Source organism: Paenibacillus soyae (genome assembly GCF_024623455.1).
GTDB classification, from domain to species: Bacteria; Bacillota; Bacilli; order Paenibacillales; family Paenibacillaceae; genus Pristimantibacillus; species Pristimantibacillus soyae.
This window is the reverse complement of sequence record NZ_JANIPJ010000022.1, coordinates 1-21,416: the sequence shown is the minus strand read 5'-3', so window position 1 is coordinate 21,416 and position 21,416 is coordinate 1. Positions and strand designations below refer to the sequence as shown.

15 protein-coding genes are annotated in these 21,416 nt (G+C 56.6%); 2 read left to right on the top strand and 13 right to left on the bottom strand.

Translation table 11 applies throughout. The features are described from left to right. Positions 1-165: 165 nt before the first annotated feature. From NQZ67_RS24240 to NQZ67_RS24230, 3 genes are all read right to left on the bottom strand, one after another. Positions 166-1,866 carry a type 2 periplasmic-binding domain-containing protein gene (locus tag NQZ67_RS24240; RefSeq protein ID WP_257451053.1) on the bottom strand — a complete coding sequence of 567 codons (1,701 nt, stop codon included), beginning with the start codon at positions 1,864-1,866 and terminating at the stop codon, positions 166-168. Positions 1,867-2,035: 169 nt separating this feature from the next. Next, positions 2,036-3,649: a response regulator transcription factor gene (locus NQZ67_RS24235; RefSeq protein WP_257451050.1), complete on the bottom strand. Its 1,614-nt coding sequence runs from the start codon at positions 3,647-3,649 to the stop codon at positions 2,036-2,038. Further along, positions 3,646-5,412: a sensor histidine kinase gene (locus NQZ67_RS24230; protein WP_257451047.1), complete on the bottom strand. Its 1,767-nt coding sequence runs from the start codon at positions 5,410-5,412 to the stop codon at positions 3,646-3,648. Before NQZ67_RS24230 ends, NQZ67_RS24235 begins: the two co-directional genes overlap by 4 nt. A 351-nt stretch (positions 5,413-5,763) precedes the next feature. Between NQZ67_RS24230 and murG the strand changes: the two genes are divergently transcribed. Continuing rightward, a complete protein-coding gene (gene murG, locus NQZ67_RS24225; protein WP_257451045.1) occupies positions 5,764-6,831 on the top strand; it encodes an undecaprenyldiphospho-muramoylpentapeptide beta-N-acetylglucosaminyltransferase in 1,068 nt (355 codons plus the stop codon). Between the two features lie 61 nt (positions 6,832-6,892). On the opposite strand, the gene NQZ67_RS24220 is transcribed toward murG, so the two are convergent. Next, positions 6,893-7,318: a GNAT family N-acetyltransferase gene (locus tag NQZ67_RS24220; RefSeq protein WP_257451042.1), complete on the bottom strand. Its 426-nt coding sequence runs from the start codon at positions 7,316-7,318 to the stop codon at positions 6,893-6,895. Between the two features lie 176 nt (positions 7,319-7,494). On the opposite strand from NQZ67_RS24220, the gene NQZ67_RS24215 reads away from it, so the two are divergent. Beyond that, complete coding sequence (locus tag NQZ67_RS24215) at positions 7,495-7,788, top strand: Dabb family protein (protein ID WP_257451040.1); 294 nt, start codon at positions 7,495-7,497, stop codon at positions 7,786-7,788. 227 nt (positions 7,789-8,015) lie between these two features. Here NQZ67_RS24215 and NQZ67_RS24210 read toward each other — a convergent pair whose 3' ends face one another. The 9 genes from NQZ67_RS24210 to NQZ67_RS24170 form a co-directional block, all read right to left on the bottom strand. Beyond that, on the bottom strand, positions 8,016-8,474 hold the full coding sequence (locus tag NQZ67_RS24210) for an AraC family transcriptional regulator (RefSeq protein WP_306813051.1): 459 nt from the start codon (positions 8,472-8,474) through the stop codon (positions 8,016-8,018). A 575-nt stretch (positions 8,475-9,049) separates the two neighbouring features. Beyond that, positions 9,050-10,657 (bottom strand): response regulator, encoded by a 1,608-nt coding sequence (locus NQZ67_RS24205; protein WP_257451038.1) that lies wholly within the window; start codon positions 10,655-10,657, stop codon positions 9,050-9,052. 44 nt (positions 10,658-10,701) lie between these two features. Next, positions 10,702-12,528, bottom strand: coding sequence for a cache domain-containing sensor histidine kinase (locus NQZ67_RS24200; protein WP_257451036.1), 1,827 nt, complete (start codon positions 12,526-12,528; stop codon positions 10,702-10,704). 15 nt (positions 12,529-12,543) lie between these two features. Beyond that, the gene (locus tag NQZ67_RS24195; protein ID WP_257451034.1) at positions 12,544-13,860 is read right to left on the bottom strand and encodes an ABC transporter substrate-binding protein; all 1,317 of its coding nucleotides are present in this window, start codon (positions 13,858-13,860) and stop codon (positions 12,544-12,546) included. A 71-nt stretch (positions 13,861-13,931) separates the two neighbouring features. After that, positions 13,932-15,689: a family 43 glycosylhydrolase gene (locus NQZ67_RS24190; RefSeq protein ID WP_257451032.1), complete on the bottom strand. Its 1,758-nt coding sequence runs from the start codon at positions 15,687-15,689 to the stop codon at positions 13,932-13,934. Between the two features lie 18 nt (positions 15,690-15,707). After that, positions 15,708-16,541: a carbohydrate ABC transporter permease gene (locus NQZ67_RS24185; RefSeq protein WP_257451030.1), complete on the bottom strand. Its 834-nt coding sequence runs from the start codon at positions 16,539-16,541 to the stop codon at positions 15,708-15,710. Further along, positions 16,542-17,441, bottom strand: coding sequence for a carbohydrate ABC transporter permease (locus NQZ67_RS24180; RefSeq protein WP_257451028.1), 900 nt, complete (start codon positions 17,439-17,441; stop codon positions 16,542-16,544). A gap of 101 nt (positions 17,442-17,542) precedes the next feature. Then, complete coding sequence (locus tag NQZ67_RS24175) at positions 17,543-18,835, bottom strand: ABC transporter substrate-binding protein (protein WP_257451026.1); 1,293 nt, start codon at positions 18,833-18,835, stop codon at positions 17,543-17,545. A gap of 116 nt (positions 18,836-18,951) precedes the next feature. After that, positions 18,952-20,922: a glycoside hydrolase family 43 protein gene (locus NQZ67_RS24170; protein WP_257451024.1), complete on the bottom strand. Its 1,971-nt coding sequence runs from the start codon at positions 20,920-20,922 to the stop codon at positions 18,952-18,954. Between the last annotated feature and the right edge of the window lie 494 nt (positions 20,923-21,416).

Sequence of the window (21,416 nt, the reverse complement as noted above, 5' to 3'; positions counted from 1 at the left end):
GTATACAGAGGCAGCCTTGCGGTCAGGTAGCTCACAAAACCAACATTCATGGCACGTTTGCAACATCTTTACTTTTTGCCGGGTATTCGGCCCTCGGGCCTCGCGCTCCCATGAAAAAAAAGCCCCCCGTCCGGTAAGGGAGCCGGACGAAGGGCAATAATCAATCTACTTGACGGAGTCGTACCAAGCGTTAACTTCCTCCGTGATCTTGTCGCCGCCGCCCGCTTTCCAAGTGGAAACGAAGTCGTCGAACGCCTCGATCGGCTTCTTGCCGTAGATGATTTCGTTGAATGTTTGAAGCTCGATTTTGTTCAGGTAGTCCAGCTTGGAGCTCATCGTCTCAGTCGGAGGGCCCGTGAACATGTTTTTGAACGAGATATCCTCCTGCGACAACAGAACCTTCGCCGCGCCTGGCGTCTCGACGCCGTAAGCGGTCTGCACTTCCTTCTCCAAGCGAGTTGTGGCTTCTTTGCCGTCAGCCAGATTCAGCAAAGCTTTCATCTGAGCGTCCGGAATACGAGCGCCGTCGCGAACGAGCAGGTAGCGTACGGAGTTGACGTAGCCGCCAGGAATCTCTTCCCAACGCAGCAGCTTGCCGTCTTCCGCGATGTCGTAGTCGTAGTTTTTGAACAGGCCGTTGTCGAACACGCCGCCCGGCTTCGGATCCGCGTAATTCTCGAACATGTAGTTTTGGTACGTGAACAGAGCTTCCGGGTTTTTCATGTCTTTGCTGATCAGAGTAACGCCGTTCGTGAAATGCGTGCCGTGACGCATCGCTTTGCCTTCCGGACCGGCAGGAATCGCATAAGGCTTCCATACCGCGTTAGGAGCGTTCTTCACTGTATCGGACAGCGGCCAGCCGCTCATCCAGTAAGGGCCAGGGATAATACCAGCCGTACCCGCTACAGCAGGCTCGGATGTTTTGTTCTCATCCCACAGAGCCGTCTCAGCCGGAATGTAGCCTTTCTCCAGCCAGCTCTTCATCGTCTCGAGACCTTGCTTCATCGCAGGGTTCGTGGAGCCGTATTCCAGCTTGCCGTCCGCGCCGACGTTCCATTGCTCAGGCAGCGTGCCGTAAGCCCCGAAGATCCAGGACGGGTCGCCCATCCATGTGCTCATTTTGTTTTTGAAGCCGATGCTGAGCGGCGTCACTTGATCCGGGCTCAGGCCGTCCGGATTCGCGTTTTTGAATTTCTCCATAACCGTTTCCAGCTCAGCCAGAGTCGTTGGAGCCTTAAGGTTCAGCTTATCCAGCCAGTCTTGACGGATCCACAGCATGTAGTCGTGGTTGTACGCGTAGTCAAGAACCGGAATGCCCATGCGCTCGCCGTCGCGTGTATACGGGTTCCAAACGTTTTCGTCGATCGCCATCGCGGCTTTCCACGTGTCGTTGGCGTACTGATCGAATAGGGAGCCTACCTCGCGGAACAAGCCGGAGTCGATCAGGTCTTGCGCCAGCTGCGCGTCGCCGATCGTTACAACGTCAGGAATTTCTTCGCCGGATGTAAGCGCCAGACGCATTTTCGTTGCGAATGCGTTATTGGAGTCCGTTACGGACCAGATCGTTTTGATGTCGATGCCGAGCGTGTCCTTCGCCCATTTGGTCGCGACGTTGTTTTCGATCGTTTCGCCGTTCTTGAACTTCAACTCCGGATCGATGCCCCATACGGTCGAGATCGTTACCGGCGGATCGTATTTGTCTTTGTACACATTTTCGGTCGCCGCCGTGTTGCCGGAATTGCCCGTGTTGCCCGCGTTATCGGCTGCGTTGCCTTCGTTATTCGCTTTGCCGCACGCGCCGAGCAGCGATACGCTCATCATGCCAGCCATGGCGAGCACGAGTCCTTTTTTAGTAAAGGCTTTCATTTGTTTATCGTTCCCCCTTGCGGTTAGTGTTGCTTACATCTCTCATTATAGGGGTGTCCGAAGTACCAGCCTATGACACAATGCGAACATTTCTGCACCTTTCCCAATCTGTTAGCCGACTATCCGCTATTGGCGCGGAACCCCCCGTTCATGATTCGGGGCCTTCCGCTTATTGATCACGATACTCGTTCGGCGTCATGCCGTAATGCTTCTTGAACACCTTGCTGAAGTATTGCGGATTCTGATAGCCAAGCTCGGACGTGATCTCGTAAATCTTCTTGTTCGTCGATTTGAGCATGTACACCGCCTTCTCCATCCGCATCCGGATAATGTAGTCGCCGAGGCTCTCCCCCGTCTCGCTCTTGTAGATTTTCGACAGGTAGACCGGGTGCAGATACACCTTGTCCGCGATCGTCTTCACGGAGGTCTCGCCTCCCAGATCGCCGAGCACCATCTCCTGCACCTGCTTGATGATATGGTTTTTGTTGTACTTCTCCTCGTCCGTCCAGCCGCTCCGGAGCATGCCGAGCATGCCGTTCGACCAAGCCTGCAGCTTCTCCGCCGACTGCAGCATGCTTCGATCCAGCATGAGGTCGACGCCTCCGCCTTCCCCGCCGTATAGATCAATGCCTTTCTTATGCGCGATATACAAGTAAGCGTTCGATACGGACAGGAACACCTCGTACAGCTGCTCCCTCGACACTTGGGCGCTGGCGAGCGCGTCGAACAGAATACGAAGCTTCTCTTCCGCCCCTTCCCATTGGCCCGATTCGAGCAGCTGGATCAACGTCGGCGGCTTGTACAGCTCCTCGATCGCCTTGACGCCCGTCGCCCTTCGCTCCGGCATATCCTCCAGGAACACCAGATAAGCATCCTCCTGATGCAGGCGGTACATCGCGGCTTGAGCGCTGCGATACATGCCGGCAAGCTCCTGCGGGAAGTTGAACCAATCGGAGAAAACGATCGAAATATTGCCCTTCAAATAATCGTTAACCGTCTCCTGGAACCGCAGCCCTAGCGCGCGAATCCGATCTTTGCGGAACACCGCGGAATCTCCGTCCGGCGATGCCGAGACGATAATGGCCAGACAATCATGCGGCGCTTTGCCATGCCAAACGCGATAAGGCGCGGCAAAAATTTCCTCCGCAATGTTGCCGATCGCATATTCCATAAGAGAGACGGACTGGTGATCCATCCCCGTAAAATAATCCCCAAGCTGTACGGCGAGCAGCAGCGCGGAATCGTCCGGGCGCACCTTCACCTCATACTGCTCCAGCTTGGAGGCAATGGATGAGCCGGATAGCTGTCTGCCGAGCAGCAGCTCCTGCAGCAAATTTTGTTTTAGAACGGAGTGGTCCGACTTCATCGTATATACCAGCTGATGGTACTCGTCGGCCTTCTCCCATTCCTCCTTCAGCGACGCGATGCACGCCGAGAGGCTCTTGATGAAATCCGCGTCGTCCACCGGCTTCAGCAGGTAATCGACGGCCTGCAGCTGAATCGCCTTCTTCGCGTATTCAAAATCCGAATGGCCCGTCAGCAGCAAGCAGCGCGTATCCGGCCATCGTTCGGCCACCAGCTCGATGAGCTGAAGCCCGTTCATCTCCGGCATGCGGATATCGGTCACCAATATATCGATGTCTTGCTCCTCCATGATCCGAATGGCCTCGGACGGCGAGGCCGCCTGATACACATGCGCCACCCCCATGTCCGTCCACGGAATCGTCGCATGAAGGCTTTCCGTTACGTATGTCTCGTCATCGACCAGCAAAACTTCTATCATAGTTGTTCCTCCTGCTCCCTCTTTTTCGCATGGTCCGGATCCAGCCACGTTAATGTCGCCCTCATGCCTCCCAGCGGAGACCTCGACAGCGTTAATCCCGAGCCTTCTCCATATCGCAAATGAAGCCTCTGATGCACGTTCCACAATCCGCAGCTCATCTCTTCGTCCATTGGCAGCGACAGCTTCTTCGCCAGCGCGGCCATCTCGTTCTCGGACATGCCGGCCCCGTCGTCATCGACCGTGACGGTCATGAGGCCATCCTCCTCTTCCGCGCGAACGACGACGCGTCCCGCCTCCAGGCTCGGCTCGATACCGTGCAGCACCGCGTTCTCGACAAGCGGCTGGATCACGAGCGGCGGCACCTGCTTATGCTTCAGCCATGGCGGCAGATGAACCTCGAAGCTGAGTCGCTTCATCCGCATCTGCTGAATGTCCAAGTAATGGACCAGCAGATTCATCTCCTCCGACAACGCGACGAACTCCCGCTCCTGTCTTGTCGTGTATCTGTAGTAATGAGACAGGTTTTGCGACATGGCGATAATTGCTTCATAATTTTTCAGCTTGGCCATGCTGGATATGAACGAGAAGCAATTATAGAAGAAGTGCGGATTAATCTGCGACTGCAGCTGCTTCAGCTTGGCCTCCCTGACATGGATTTTCTCCAGGTAGACCCGCCCGAACAAATCCTGGATTTGCGCGACCATGGAGTTAAAGCGGGTGAACAGGAAGCTGAACTCGCTGTTCCCCTTCGGCAGAAGCCTTACGGTATAATCTTCATTCTTAAGCCTTTGGAAGCTCGTAACGAGCTGCCGCATCGGCACCTGTACCTGGGCATACAGCATATAGACCACGATCATTCCCATCAGGAGAAGAGCGGCGACGGAGCTGTAGAACAGCGTGTTCGACTTCTCAATCGGCGACATCACCTCCGTAAGCGGCAGGTAGTCGACAAGCGTCCAGCCTGTCGTGCTGGACACCTCCTCGTTCACGAGATACGATTCGCCGTTGATCTCGACAACCTTGTTGTCCGATGGAAGCTGCTTCTCTCCGTTCAAATGCTTGGCGAGCTCCACCGCAATCGTTTTATCCGAAGCGCTGTTGAAGATCATGCCCGCATCTGCTTTATAATAGAATGGATCTCGCTCCCCGTCGCCCTTGAACGTATCCAGCATGCGGATAATGTTGGCGCTGTCGAACTGCACCTCGATGATCAGATTCGCGTCCTCCGGTCTGTGGAAGGAGGAGTAGGGCGACACCGTAATAAGCGAAAAAATATAGTTCTCTTCACCGTCTGCTCCTTGGACGGTTTTCACTTGCCAGCCTTGCTTCAGCCTGCTCTTCAAATCCGCATGATCGTAGCTCGATACGTCGCTTGCGGTAATGACGCGCTGCAAGGACGGCGAATAGATCATGAGCGAGCTTACCCAGTTAAGCGAATTTTCTTGGATGCTGATTTTTTGCTGAATGCGCTTGATGAGCAGCATCGTATCCAAATTAAGATACCGGCGCTCCGTCCCGAAAATGTCCTTCAGGTTCGAGATGTCGGGATCGTGCAGCAGCAAGTTCGGCCACAAGCTGATCGATTGGATCGTCGTATCGACCTGATGCTGGAAAAACTGAAGTTGATTTCGGCTGGACTCGTGCAGCTCCTCCCGCAGCACCTCCGTGCTAGTCTGGTTTGAATACACGTAGAGCCCCATAATCGGGATAAGCATCAGAATAACAAGAGCCATCAGCTTCTTGAACAAATTGGATCTCGGCATGTTCGTTCTCTCCTCGGCCTGTCCGGCCGTCATGATGTCGGTAAATGGCGCAAGCACCGCCCCAGCAAACGGAGCGGTGCATTCCATCCCATATTTCCCATTGTGCCCTCATCTTAACGTATATTCTAACACGAATAATTCCGAATCGTTATGGCCAGCTCCTTCATTGTAAGCGGTTGCCCATTTCCCATGTATGTCACGTTTGCAACATTTCTGCAGTTTTCGAAGCTTTATGGGTTGTGCGGCTCGAATCGGCCCCCGAAATAAGTCTTATTCGAAGCACTTCTACCCTCCCGCCGAATAGAGTATGATTCCTATAGGAATCAACTACGTCAATGTTAGGTGGACCCTATGAAAAAAATCTTATTTACGGGCGGAGGCTCCGCGGGGCATGTAACGGTAAACATCGCGCTTATTCCGAGGTTCGCCCGGGAAGGCTGGACCATCGATTACATAGGCTCGACGAACGGCATCGAGAAGCAGCTTATCTCTTCCATGCCGCATGTTAACTATCATTCGATTTCGACCGGGAAGCTTCGGCGGTATTTCGACTTGCAGAACGTGAAGGACCCGTTCCGCGTGGTTCGAGGCGTTCTTCAGGCGTATCGCATTATAAAAGAGCAAAAGCCAAACATCGTGTTCTCCAAAGGCGGCTTCGTATCCGTCCCCGTCGTGATGGGAGCATGGCTGAACAAGGTGCCTGTCATCATTCACGAGTCCGACCTCACTCCCGGATTGGCGAACCAAATCGCAAGCCGGTTCTCCACGAGGATCTGCACTACCTTCCCGGAAACCGTCAACGCCTTCAATAATCGAAAAAGCCGTTATGTCGGCCCGGTTGTAAGAGAAGCGATCTTTCATGGCGACGCCGCCCGAGGGCTGGCCTTCACAGGCTTCTCCAAGTCGGCTAAGCCGACGATTCTCGTTATGGGCGGAAGTCTGGGCGCGCAAAAAATAAACCGGATGGTCCGCGAAGCGCTGCCCGAGCTGACCAAGCATTTCCGCATCATCCATCTCTGCGGAAAAGGGCAGCTTGACCCCACATCGACTCATCCCGATTATCGGCAATATGAATATGTCAACGAGGAGCTGCCCGATCTGTTAGCTCTTTGCGATTTCGTCCTGTCGCGCGCGGGCTCGAATGCCATCTTCGAATTTCTGGCGCTGAAGAAGCCGATGCTGCTCATCCCCCTAACGAAGCAGCAAAGCAGAGGCGACCAATTACTGAACGCCGCTTCCTTCGAACGCAGCGGCTATTGCAAGGTGCTGCAGGAGGAGAAGCTCACCCCGCAAACCTTGGTCTCGCAGCTTCGGGAGGTATCATGGGATAAGGACGAATATATCCAGAACATGAGCCGATTCCAGCAAAACGACGCGCTCGCTCTCCTCCATCAGCTGATTACGGAGACGGCAAAATGATTCATATGCAAAACGAAAACGGCAGGCTAGGATCGAAACAGGGTCCTAAGCTGCCGTTTGTCTATGGTTGAATGTCTTTTTTCAAATAATAGTGAGTGTGCCCTCCGGCGTTAGGTATCGTCCCGAACACCTCGAAGCCTTGCCGCTTATAGAAGTCGATCGCTTGAAAGCTCAACGTATCCAGCTTTATGAAATCGCATCTTCTCTCTATCGCTATTTCCTCGGCTTTCGATAGCAGCTTGGTTCCATATCCCGATTTGCGATAGGCTTCGTCTACAAAAAGATATTGAACCTCCAGCCAATTCCAGCACATTTCGCCAACCAGCCCACCGAACAGATTGCCATCCGCATCCCTCAAAGAGAGTTGGACAGGCTGGTATCTGCCCCTTAAATGTTCAGGAAAGTGCTTGAGATTAAAGGCAATCATTTGATTTACGACATAGGACTTCCCTTCGTTCTCCGTCTCTTCATATATTTGCAATTCCATGAGAAGCTCTCCTCTCGGATTTCCGTTCTTCCATCATTGTAACCGTCTAGAGAAGCGGAATCGCGGGAGGATATGATTTAAACCATACTTTCCGTTGCCTCGCGGCGGCTAGCTAAGCACTCTCGGTTCGTGCTATATTGCTAGAAGATTGATTCTGAGAAAAGAGGGATTTAAGCATGATCGATCGCACAATTCTCGTAAAATTCGGCGAGCAAACCACTCGGGAGCAGCTGCAGGAAATCGTGGAGCGCTTCAAGGCGCTGAAGCAGCACTTGTCCGGCGTCGTTGAAGTGAACGCGGGCATTAATTTCTCGGACAACAACAAGGGCTACCAGCTTGTGCTTCGCGTCCGGTTCGAAGACCAAGCAGCCTTGGAAGCCTACGGCCCGAATCCGGAGCACCAAGCGGTAGCGGCGCTTATCCGCGAATACGGCCGGGAAGACAGCATTGCCGCCAATATCGAGGTTTAATTGAGAAACAGCGAGGCCCATCTCTGGGCGCTCGCTGTTTTTATGCTATGAATTCACAATTTCAATAACGACTTCCCCTTCTTATGCCCGGCATCTACATAGCGATACCTATTGCTTCCACTTCTCCAGCCAGCTCGAAGCCAAGAGTCCGGACTCTTGCAGGTCTCAGGAGACCATTGAGGATTCGAGCCGCGAACGGATCTATGCGAACAGACCTCCCGATATTCTCAAAGCTTTGTCACGGGCACGCAAATTTCGCACAGGTGCTGCTTCAACAATCCGCCGGTGTATCTTTCGATAATCGGCTTATTGTCCACTTGATAGCCACTGCTTATAATGGCAGGGATGATCTCCGACCACGCCTTCTGAACATCCTCTGCTGTATGTTTAACCGTGATCACCGCATATTGACCGCCCAAGAACCGACCGGTATGAATAGCATCGCCGGATTCATATTGTTCCGGAATAACGATACACGCGTCATACCGGCAGCGGTCAGGCTCCGTCAATCGAGGGTCGTCTTGCGGTATGCCGAACAGGATCGCCGAGTCGACAAGCATTCCTCTCACCTCTGCCCAACTCTTGAGCTCCTCCATCGCTCGAACATTCCCGGCTCCATACGGACCAACTTGCCTCACATAGGCAATCCGATAGTCTGGCAAGCTTTCGATTCTCGTCTCCATCATTACATGTTCCTCCTTCAACTGTAAATTCCTTGCAGTTCGGATCGTAACATGCTATAAAATATTATTCATTACCTATTAAAAAGAAAATTTATGGATCTGTTTCACAAGGAGAGAGAACGTACCTATGTGGAAATGCTCAGCCCGCTCCCTCTAGGAGAGCGTAGCTTCAAAGAGCCTGCTTCGGAAGCTGAGATCTCTTCTGCGCATTCTCGATGAAGCGGCTGTTACGGAATAACGGCAATTCTACTGTTATTTTTATATAAACTCCAACCTCTCACCGAAATAACACCCATAATACCGTTATTGGGTTTCCATATAAAGATATCTCTCGTTTTCTAGAGAATTAGTGCCGTTTATGCCGCTATTTGATCGAGAACCGATGTTTGCTATAAAATAACACCATTTTGTCCGCTATTTCACTTTGAACCTACCAGACGCCGCAATTCCAACAATTGAAAGTTTACTTAAGTTCACAAACGAAAGCAATAAAAAAGCGGGAGCCCTGGACGTTATTTAATAGACCGAGGCTGCCGCTATTCCTTTCATCTCTTCCGCCTTACAAACCCCAACAACACTCACCGCCGGCTCCGCACATCCTCCCGGTACTCCTTCGGCGTGACGCCGGTCTCCGTCTTGAAGACGCGGTTGAAGTGGCGGATGTTCGCAAAGCCCGTCGTCTCGGCGATGGAGAGGATCTTCTCCTCGCTCGACGCCAGCCTGCGCTTCGCCTCCTCGACGCGGATCTCGGTCAGGCGCTCGACGAACGTCTTGCCGGTGCGCTGCTTGAACAGCGTGCTGAAATACGACGCGTTCAGGAACACTTTATCCGCGATATCCTTCAGCGTAATCGGCTCGTGGTAATGCTTCTCGAGATATTTCTCCGCGAGTCCGATCGGCTCCCGCTCCGGAGGCTTGCTGCCGGAGGCGATGCCCGATGCCAGACGGCCGAGCAGCGACCGGCAGACGTCGATCAGCTCGCGGCTGGAGGAGATGGAGCAAATCTCGACGAGCAGCGACCGGATGTCCTGCCCGCCCAGCCAGCCGTCCGTCAGCCCCATATCCTCCGACAGCTCGTAGAAGTGGATGAGCAGCTTGCAGATCTGCTGATGGACCAGCTCCGGCGTCCCCGCCTTCGAGCAAAGCTCGGTGATCGACAGCTCCACGAGCCGCTCCGCCTCGTCTCTCCGGCCCTCGCTGACCGCTCGCTCAAGCGCTTCCCAGGACCAACGCTTCATATCCGGCTTAAATTCCTGCCCCTGCGCCGCGCATCGGTAATCCAGCACCTTGTCGCCCCCGACGACCAGCCGGTACAGCAGGGCAATTCCCGCTTCGCGGAACGGGATCGTCATCGATTCGAACCCTTTGACCGGCCTGCCGACGCCGATCGTCACCGTCAGGTTCGACAGCGACTTCATCTGCCGACGTATGGACTCAGCGATCTCGAGCAGCTTCGCCATGTCGGTTCCCGGCATGTTCACAAGCGCCGCCACCTCCGTCTCGGAGAAAATAAAGCTAAACCCCGGCATACGGTGATCAAGTATCTCCTGCACGAATTGTTGAATGTAAAGCTGGAATAGCGAAGGATCCGATTGGCGGTACCGCTCTCTCTCCACCGATTCCTTGTCCAGCTTGATGACCAGGCAGTTGAAATACGACTCTCCCAGCTCGATGCCAAGCTGGCTGAGCAGATCCAGGTGCTGCTGGCCAACGCTGCCCCGCATGATGCCCGCCACGAGCTGATCCGCGGCTTGCTGACGCAGCATCCGGTCATCCTTGGCGATTAGCGGCACAGGCGCGGCTGCTTTTCTGGCGCGAAGCTCCTCTTTCAGCCGATCCAGCACCCGCGTCAACTCGTCGCGTTCGACCGGCTTCATGATATAGTCCCTGGCCCCGCTTCGCAGCGATTGCTGCAGATAGGAGAAATCCTCATAGCCGCTTATTACAACGCAGAGCAACCCGGGAAACCGCTCGCGCGCGATGGTCTGAAGCTGTAGTCCGTCCATCTTCGGCATCCGGATGTCGGTCAGCAACACATCCGGCTCGAGTCTCTGCAGCAGCTCAAGCGCTTCATAGCCGTCCCTCGCATCCCCGACGACCTCCCAGTCCGGGTCCCACGACGCGATCATCGCCCGCAGTCCTCTCCGGAAGATCGTTTCATCGTCCACCACTACAATTTTCGGCATTCGCTAACCCTCCCTCAACTCGCCATAAGACCAATTGCCTGCCCTTATCCGGCCGCCTGTCCGTCTTCTCCTCCCGACTCCGGCTGCTCGGCCGAAACGTTCGAAGCCGGCAACGTCATGATAACGCGCAAGCCCTGGAACGGCATGCTCTCAAGCATCACCCCATGAGGCTCTCCGAAATGCAGCACAATTCGTCGGTGCACATTCAGCAGACCGTTGCCCGTCTTGCCGCCTAGATCCTTGGAGTAGCGCAGGCGCGTCCGAAGAAGTTCGAGCTCGTCTGTGCCCAGCCCGATCCCGTCGTCCTCGACAATGATCGTGAGTACGCCTTCGGACTCCCTTCCGCTGACGCGTATCCTTCCCTCTCCGACGCCTTTATCGATTCCATGATTGATCGCGTTCTCGACAATCGGCTGGATCATAAGCGGGATGACCTTGCAGTCCAGCGCGCCTTCGTCTATGTCTAACTCGAACCTTAACCGCTCCTCGTAGCGGATTTTCTGAATTCCCATATAGCCGTTCACATGGACAAGCTCGTCCCGCAGCGTTACTTCTTCCTTGCGGCTGCTAAGGCTGTAGCGGAGAAGCTTGCCGAGATTGTTCGCCATCGTCACGATTTCCCGATTCCCCTCCAGCTCGGCGTACATGCTGATCGAACCAAGCGTGTTATACAGAAAATGCGGATTAATCTTGCTCTGCAATGCGGCAATCTGGGCATCCTTCTCGCGAATCTCGGTCTCGTACAGCAGGTAGCCCAGCTCGCTCAGCTTGGACACCATCGTGTTGAACGTGCTCCCCAGCTGCCCGACCTCGTCTGCCGACGTCACGGGGAACGCCACGTTCAGCTCGCCCTGCTCCACCTTGCGCATGAGCCGGCTCAGCTTGCGCAGCGGCATCGTAATGCGGAACGCAAGAAACACAGACAGCAGCATCGCCAGCCCGATGCAGATGAAGCCCGCCAGCGCGATCGAATTGCGGACGATGAGGCTGTCCTTCATCAGCTCCTTGACCGGCACGGCGCTCACCGTCGTCCAGCCCGTCACATCGGAGGTGACGTAAGCCACTAGACGGTTATCACCGTCGCCGTCCCCCTTCAGGTGAAGGGTGCCTTCCCCCTGCGGAGCGCCCAGCTCCAGCACGGTCGGCGTATCGTCCCTTGTAATGACGGTTCGGCCGGAGCCGTCGATGATATACACCGACTCCTTGCGGCCGGGATCGGCCTCAAGCAATATTTTGCGGACGGATGCGGGGTCGATATCAAGCACGATGTACCCTAGCGTCTCGCCTGTATCGAAGCTTCGCAGCTCGCGCGCGATGGAGAACACCTGGTACGTCATGCCGCTCGTCGCCTGCACCTCATGCGTCGTGATGAAGGTCGGCTGTCCGAATCTCTCCCTTGCCTGCACCAGCCATTCGGCGCTGTCGTCCAGCTTGTACGTCGTCACGTATTGGCTCTCCGGAAGCACGACGTACGAAGCACCCTTCTCCCCGTAGAGCGACACGCCCATAATATCGATCCGACCGTTAATGAAAATAGAAGAAACGAACTGGTTGAGACTGTCGATTTCCTTCAGCTCAAGGCGTTGTCCGGGCTCGCGCTCGGAGCCGATGAAGTCCATGATTTCCTTGTAGGAATACGGCGTCAGCGTAAGCCGGTTCAGCTCGCTCATATAGGTGTCGATGTTCAGCGTAATCTGCTTGACGGTCTGCAGCTGGTAGCTGCCGACGTTCTTCTCCATCGTCCGCTCGAAGCTTCCGAACGTATAGATGCCCATCGCGGCCAGCGGCACGAGCACCAGCAGGAAGTTTATCCAGATCAGCTTTCGCGCCAGCTCTTGATTTTTGAATCCCTGTATCAGCCTGCGGCCCATTCGCTTCACCGTCCCTTACGCTTTGCCCATCGCATCGACTTGGTCCGCCGCGTTCCGCAGCGCCTCCTCCGGCGATTGCTGCCCGTAGATCATTCGCTCGAACTCCTTGATCATGAGCTCGATCATCGACCACTGCTTCGCGTGGCGAGGCCAGTACGCGACATAATCGGCGACGGCCGCGTAGTCGTTACGGTATTCCAGCTTGGCGAACGCCTCGCTCGCCACCACCTTCGTCATGCTGGGCACGTGGCCGGCCTGCGCCCACAGCTCGCCGTGCTCGACCATCCACTTGGAGAAAATAAGCGCCGCCCGCCTCTTCTCGTCGGTCATGCCGTGCTTGGTCGGAATCGCAAGCGTATGGGAGTCGCCCCAGGCTGCGGAATGATCGTATAGAACCGGGATCGGCACGACCCCGAAGTCGAGGTTCGGCGCGTTCTCGAAAGCGCCCGTTCCCCACATGCCAAGCAGGAGAACGGCGGCACGGCCGTCATGGAACATTTTGAAGGAATCGTTAATGTCCGGCGGTATCAGCTTCGACTCGTACAGATCGTTCACGTACGTCAAAGCCTCCAGCGCTTTCTCATTGTTGAAGGTCGTCTTCGTTCCCGTCTTGTCGTAGAAGACGCCGCCCCCGTCCATCTGATTGTACAGGCTCCACCACAGCCAGACGGAGTCGATCCGCGTGCTCGGCATGGACAAAGGCGCGACCGTTCCCGGAACGGCTTCGCGGATCCGCTCCAGGAACGCCTTGAATCCATCCGGTCCGGGATCGATAACCGGCTTGCCGGTCGCCTCGTCAAGGACGCCCGCCAGACGCAGATGGTCCTTGTTGTAATACATGACGAGCGCGTGCGTGTCGAGCGGCACCGCGTAGGAGCGGCCGTCGTATTCGGTCGCCTCGCGGATGTTGGGATTGAACTGGCTCCAGTCGAGCCCGATTTCCCCCGCCGCCTCCGTTACGTCCTCGATGTAGCCGTTCTGCACGAATTGAGGCATGCTTGTCGTATGGATGATGGCGACGTCCGGGGCGTTGCCGGCCAGAATAGCCGTCCGTAGACGGGAATAATAATCGTCCAGCCTGGAGTTGGTCTGCACGACCACGATCTCGTCCTGCTCCGCGTTGAACTTCTCCACCATCTCGGTCATGAACTGATTGTCGCCGCCGCTGAAAGGCGTCCAGTAGTCGAGCTGAACCGCTTCCCGTTTAGGTCCCGGAACCGTCTCCGGCGCCTCCTGTCCCGCGCAGCCCGCGACCGCGGCCATCATGAAGACGGCCGCCAGCGCAAGCGCCGTTAAGCGCGTTCCTCTCCCCATCGATCGTCGATTCCCCATGCTCGTACTCCCCCATCCTTCCACACGTTAACTGACTCTTCGGAGCCTGTATTTATAATATGAAAACGGTATCATCGCAAAATATCCAAATAATCGACAGAGATCGCCCCCGCAGTAGGCTCTAGTGTAATCGAATTCATGCCCTTGCGCAACGCTATTCTCGCCTCGATAACCGGGAAGGAGCTGCGTTCGGTCGGCGGAACCTGAAGCTTGGCTTTTTGGCCGTCGCCGGTCTTCAGCTCCACGCTTGCCTCCCCAGACCCTGACGGATTGGATATCGCGATTCTCACCGTGTAAGTTCCGCTCGCCGGCACGCCAATGGAGCCGAACACAATAGCCGCCCCGTTCTCCGAATCGCCGCGCATCACTCCTGTTCCGGAAGCGAATGGATTGTCCTCCGCCTCCATGCCGTCCTGCCCCTGCGCGTATTCCGCCTCGTAGCGCGGAATCTCGAGCGCTATCACGTCGACCTGATCGCTTAGTCCCGTTATTTCGAGACTGCGGCTGCCCTCCGCGAAGCCGACCACCGCGTAAGCGTACCCCGTCTCGCCTTCCTTCAGCGCGGGCAGCTTCACCCGGGCCGGCTCGCCTCCGGCAGCAAGCGCCTGCACAGCCGCTTCACCGCCGGAGACGTTCCGGTAATGCAGCAGGATCGGCGCCTCCCGAGACGCGCCCGATCCAAGCGGCACGCTATCGTATCGCAGACCGCCGGCGATCCGCTCCGCATGCTCCGCTTGAAAGACGCCGCTGCCCGACGGGACGGCGATCGCCGTGTCCAGAGACAGCGGCTTGCCGAAGCGCGGCAGTCCGTCTTCGCCCCATTCGACGCGCTGAGCCCGCGCTTTCCGGTTGGCCCAGCCATCCGCGACGCCGCTCGTCGCATGGTAGACGAGCCATTCCTCGGTCCCGTCCGGCGACACGGCGAACGAGTTGTGGCCGGGACCGTATACGCCCGCTTCATCATCCATTGCCATCAACGGCTGCTCGGCCTTCACCCAGTCCGCCGGATCCAGCGGATCGCCGCCGGCCTTCAGCGCTAGCATGCCCAGGCTGTAGAAGGGCGTCCAGCTTCCCGCTCCGGAATAGACGAGGAAGACGCGCCCGTTCTTTTTCAATATCGATTGTCCTTCGTTAATGTACGGAGGTCCGCCGGCCCGTTCCCAATCGAGATCCGGCTCGCTGAGCAGCACGCGCGGACCGCTGATGGTGAGCGGGTCGCTCATCGGCGCGATGTAGGTGTTCTGCGCGATGTTGACGTCGCCTTCCCAGCCCGACCAGATGAAATACAGCTTGTCTTCATGCTCCAGCGCAAGACCGTCGATCGCCCAGCGGTTCGACTCGTCGGTAATCTGTCCTTTGAATGTGTAGCTGCCCATCGGATCGTCGGTATCGGCTTCGAGCGCGTACATCCGGTGGTTTTCGTTTGCCCCGTCGTCCGCCGCGAAGTAGATGTACCATTTGCCCTGAATGAATTGAATTTCGGGCGCCCATAGGTTCGCCGAATACGGCGTGCCGACCGGCGGGTACCAGACGACTTTGCGTTCCGCCTCCTTGAAGTCGAGCGTCCGCGATTTCATGACCATGACGTCCGCGCCGTTATGCGTGAACGTCATGTAGTAGAAGCCGTCCTTGTAAGCGATGCTCGGGTCCGGCGCATCCATGCTTGAGAGCGTATTTTTGAACGTGCCGCCATGTCCCGCGTACGGAACAGCCGACCTCTCATCCTCATTCATCTTCTCGTTCACCATCCATACCCCCGCGACGGCAAGAGCGGCCAGCAAGGCCGCCCCGAGCCAGAGGAGGATTTTTTTCGCACCGATTCTAGTCATTCCAATCTCCTTCTCCCGTTACTTGACGCCGGCTTGCGTAATCGCCCTGACGAACGACCGCTGACCGAGAATGAAGACGAGCAGCACCGGCAGCGTCGCGATCGTCGTCATCGCCATCAGCTTACCGTAAGCTTGGGTGTAACTGCCCTGCGCCATCAGCGCGATGCCGGCCGTAATCGTCCGCATCTCCGGCGACGTCGTCGCGTACAGCGGCCAGACGAAGTCGTTGTAGATGCCCATGAACGTGAAGATGCCTAGCGTCACCATGATCGACACCGAAGCCGGCAGCAAGATACGCGAGTAGATCTGCCACTTGTTCGCGCCGTCGATGCGGGCCGCTTCCTCGATCTCCTTGGGGAACGAAATGAAAAACTGATACAGTAGAAAGACGCCGAACGCTCCCGCCGTATACGGCAGAATAAGCGCGGAGTACGTGTTGATCAGCTGCAGATGGTTAAATTCCATATACATCGGCAGGAACGTCAGTACGCCCGGAATCATCAGCGAGGCGACGAACATCGCGAACAGCGTGCGGCGAAGCGGCAGATCGGGCAGCCGCGCGAGCGCGTAAGCGGCCATCGAGTCGATCAGCAGCACGATGGCGGTGCCGATCAGGCCGACCGACAAGGAATTCGTGATCCAGCGCACGATCGGCACGTTCATGAGCTCGCCGGCGAGCCCTTCCGCATAATTTTCGATCGTCGGCTTTTTCGGAATGAAGTTCATCTGCCCGGCGAGCGCCTCGAAGTCGTTTTTGAACGACGTCGACACCATCCAGATGAGCGGCAGCAGGAACAGGAGGGCAATAGCGGACGCCAGCAGCACCAAGAGTATCTTGTTTGTTTTGTTCATCTAAGCCCCCCGCTCCTTCCTGCCGTAGGTTAGCCTGTATTGCACGATGGAAATGATCATGATGAGCAGCGCCATCAGAATCGCCATCGCCGACGCGCTTCCCACCTCTTTGCGGATAAAGGCGTGATCCAGCACGTTCATCAGCAGCACCTTCGTCGAATCGCCGGGACCGCCGCGCGTAAGGAGGAACGGCTGCGCATACACGTTGAACGACGCGATCGTGGACGTAATCATGACGAACAGCATAACCGGGCGGATCGAAGGCAGCGTAATATGGACGAATTTGCTCCAGGCGGTCGCTCCGTCGATCGATGCGGCCTCATAATAGTCCTCGGGCACCTCGTTCAGCGCGTTGATGAAAATAATCATGTTAAACCCGATCGTCCACCACAGCGTCGTGGCGATCAGCGAGACCCATGCCCAAGGCGTGTCCGTCAGCCACGGAATCGTGTTCAGGTTCAGCTTCATCAGCATGCTGTTAATAAAACCCGCGTTCGTGTCGAACATCATAAGCCAGATGACGGCCATGACGGATGCCGAAATCGCGTACGGCATGAAGTAGAACGTGCGAAACAGCCCTCGGATCCGGCCCGGCAGCTGGTTGACGAGCAGCGCGAGCCCCAGCCCGACCGCGATGAGCAGCGGCACGGAGAACAGGACGAATTGGGCCGTCGCCCACAAGCCCCGGAAGAAAACGCTGTTCTCGTAGGTCCCCCCGGTGAAGATGCCGATATAGTTGCTAAGCCCGACGAACGGATGCTCCTCGGACAGCAATTCGAAGTCATGCAAGCTGATATAGACGCCGTACCCGATCGGGAACAGCAGGAACATGGCAAAACAAACCGTATACGGCAAAGCGAACAATGCCGACGTCAACCTGGATGTCCAAGTCGTTTTCATTAACGCAATCCCCCCAACTCGTGCTTTGGGAATAAGAAAGGACGGGAGCCAGCCTGCCGATTCCCGTCCTTCCGTCCTTTCCCTAAGGCCTTCGCTATCCGTTACTTCCCGATCGCCTGCTTCGATTTCGCGGCCGCGTCGTCCATCGCCTGCTTGGCGTCCTTCTTGCCGAGCAGCGCGTTGTTCAGCTCGCCCCAGATCGGCTCGGAGATCGTCGGCCAGTTCAGCACGTTCGGCGCGAATTGGACGTACGGGAAGCTCTCCGCGATGGCGCTCTGCGGCAGCGCCTTGAACTCCTCGCTCTCCAGCATCGGCTTCGACGCGAGCGCTTGGCCCGACTCCGCCCATTCCAGCGAGTTCGACGATACGTATTTCAGGAAGTCGCCGATGCCGGCGATGATGTTCTCGTCCGTGACATCCTTCGGAATCGCGAAGTTATGGGAGCCGCCGAATACCGCTTGCTTCGCCTTGCCGAGCTGAGGCATCGGCGCGACGCCGTAGTTCAAGCCCGCTTCGTCGAATTGCGACTTCATCCAAGGACCGTTGAATTGAATCGCGTTTTTGCCTTGCAGGAACAGCGTGTTCTCGCCGTCCTGCTGCACGTTGCCCGGGGAGACGCCCTTGTCGACCATGCCGCGCATCCATTCGATCATCTCGATCGCTTCCGGCGAGTTGTAAGCGACGTCCGTTCCGTTCCAGAGGTCTCCGCCGTTCTGCCAGACGAGCGTCGGGAAGATGAACTGCTGCGGCCAAAGCGTCGGCACGACGTAGCCGTAGATGCCTTTGTCCTTGTTCGTCGCCTTCTCCACCGCGGCGTCGAATTCTTCGCGGTTCGTTGGAGGGCTCGTAACGCCCGCCGCTTCCAGCAGGTCTTTGTTGTAGTACATGACAAGCGGATGAATGTCGAGCGGGATGCCGTACCACTTGTCTTCGATTGTCGCATAGTTGATTGCGGCTTCCACATAATCCGCTTTGTTGATGCCCGCCGCGCTTGCCAGATTATCCATCGGCTGCAGCTGGCCTTTGTTCACGTAAGTCGGGATTTGGTCCAAATGCATGATCATCAGATCCGGGCGATCCTTGCCCGTGCTCAGCGCGACGTCCAGCTGCTTGTAATATTCGCCGTTTGGCTGGATGACGAAATCGATTTTGTAGCTGTCCTGCGACGAGTTATATTTGTCGACTATCTCCTTCATGAACGGGCCGTCCGCGCCGGAGAACGGCGTCCAGAACAGGAATTCCGTCTTCTCGCCTTTCTTGCCGCCTCCGTCCGTCCCGCTGTCCGCGCCGCTATTCGCGTTGCCGTTCGCGTTACCGCCGTTACCGCTGCAGCCCGCCGTCACCATGGCGAAGATCGTGAGCAGCGAAACCCATGTCGCCAATCTTTTTTTCATCGCTTCATTTCCCCCTAGTCGATGGTTGAAAGACGCTGTCATCTTTCTTGGTTCTCATCTTATCCCGACCGGGGGAACGAAAAAATGTCATCTTTTTTGTTGCTATGGACATTTATTTAGGATCCGAGCGCCGTCCATTCCAGAGCGCCGATCGTCAGCTTCCCGCCGGAGGATACGGTAAGGGCGCTGAAGTCGCCTTCCGCCGGCTCGGATAACACAAGCGTGCTGCCCGCCCAAATCTGCAGAACGCCTTCTTCGTGGCGGAGATGCACCGTGCCTCCTTCGGAGAGCGCCCCGCCCGGAACGGCAATGCCGCGGGTCCGCCCGGTCGGCGTCTCGAGCGTAAGCGATACCTCCGGCCGGCTGCCGGTAAGCTCGAAGCGACAGTACGAGTCCGCAGCCGGGAACGGATTGCGGATAACGATGCCCGCCTTGCCTTCCGCCGGCAGGCCGCTCAATCGGTCCCCTTCGGCGCTCCATTGTCCGGATACGGGACTTGCCAGCCGCGCAAAAGCCGATGCGCCCGATTCGAGGAACGACAACGTGCCGGTCAGCGCGATTCCGTCATAACGAGCGGAAGTATAGTGCGCCGCGAGTCCGTAACGGCTCACGGGCGCATAGATGTTGCCCCCGAGCACTTCCACCCCATCCAGCTCGACGCGAAGCGTGCGTCCGGCCGCGCGGATCATTAGCTGATGGTAGGCGTCGAAGCGGAAGCCCCGCGGCACCTCGGCCGTAAGCGCCGGCATCCGAATGCCCCTCACCGTCTCGTAGAGGCCGATCGTCCGCTTGCCGACATCGAACAACATCTCGATCATGCCCCGATCGTCGCCGTACAGCATGACGGCGCCATACAGGCCGCCCATATGGCTCCGCTCCCAGCGGACGTTCAGCTCGAACAGCGCGTGCGGATAGGAGGCGTCGACATAGGCCCGGGCTATGCCCGTCTGGCTGCCCTGCAGCAGCTCGCCGTCCCGCACCAGCCAGTCCCCGCCGGCAGTCGTCCAGCCCTCGCCAATCCCGATCTCGGCGGAATCCGCGCGGTCGAACAGATCCCGGAACGCCGGCAGTCCCGGCGCCGGCTTCTCGTCATAGGTCGGGCCGGGCACCCACATGCGGTTCCCGTTCCACAGCAGCGGGTCCATGCGCATCTGTCTTCGCTCTCCTTGACCGCCCTGCTCTTCCGTAGTCTGCTCGACCTCGCGCCCATGGTAGACGACCCAGTCATCCACGTTGTTCGGCGCCTTCGCGACGCTGTTGTGGCCGACTCCTTCTACCCTGTCGTTCTGCCGCAGCAGCGGCTCGTATGTATCTTCGTCCGGAAATTTGGTCCAAGCCAGCTCCGTAATCGACCGTCCTTCTTCATGCGGAGCAGTGCTGTAGCCGATGTAATAATACGGGCTGGTGAACGCGTTCCCGCTGTACATGACATAGTGCCTGCCGCCTCTTCTCAAATGGAAGGCCCCTTCGATCGTATGCCAGTCCCGGCCGTCGCCGAAGCGGTTCTTCGCGAATATCTCTTCGTTCAGCGTCGGTCTTACGATCAGCTTGGGCTTGCCCTCCGGCGTGAACGGATCCAGGAGCCGGTCCGCTAGTATAACCGTCCCCGCGCGGTGCGAGTCGATGCCGTACGTCTCGTTGGTCGAATAGAACAGGACGAGTCCTCCGTCCGCGTCCCTGACGACATGCGCATCGATCGAGAACGTGTCGAAGAGCGTCTTCCGGTATTCGAACGGTCCCTCCGGTCGTTCCGAAACCGCGACCCGCATGAACTGGTAATGGGCGTCGTCTTCCCCGCTCGGCACGCTCGAGACGTACAAGTAGAACAGCCCGTTATCGTAAAATACCGCGGGCGCCCAATAATCGCTGCGCCCTTCCTCCTGATAGGCATAGCCGAGATACGTCCATGACGTCATATCCTTGGCATGCATCACGGCGACGCCGTTCCTCGACGTTGCATAGGCGTAGTACTCGCCATTGAATTTCAGGACGTACGGGTCGGGATTGTAAGGGGATGGCCGTTGATCCGCAGAGATCCGAAGCAGGCCGTCCGTCTGGACCGGCAGGGGGTTATTGAATTTTCGCATGAGTGCGCCTCCAAATCTTCCTAGGTATCAAATAGTCAGCCCTATTATAGCGGAATCCCTCGTCTCTCTTGGAGTGTACTTTATTGGACTTTATGGACTTTTTTCTAGATCATCGACCCAAAAAACGTAAATCCGTCTATAGAGAGCGTAAAAATGTCCTGTCGCAATCCCCAATCGAAAGGAGCTGCCGAGAAAGCCAATGCATCCGAAATAACACCCAAAGTACCCTTATTTCTACCCAAACTTCCACTTTCATCTAAATAACGGCGATACTACCTTTATTTTCAACCAAGTTACCCCTTTTCGTAGGCTGTTCCAATTTTAGAGGTAAAATCGCCGTTATTTTACCGAGCCGGTCTCCTGCCGCGGTAGCGTCAAGAAGTTTGTGTAAGCTTGTAGAATATCCATCTGGGATGGATCAATGAGGTGCCAGGCGGGGGAGGAGGCCTCCTCCCCCGCCTGGCCACCTGCCACCTTTTTTTGTTAGATTTCTG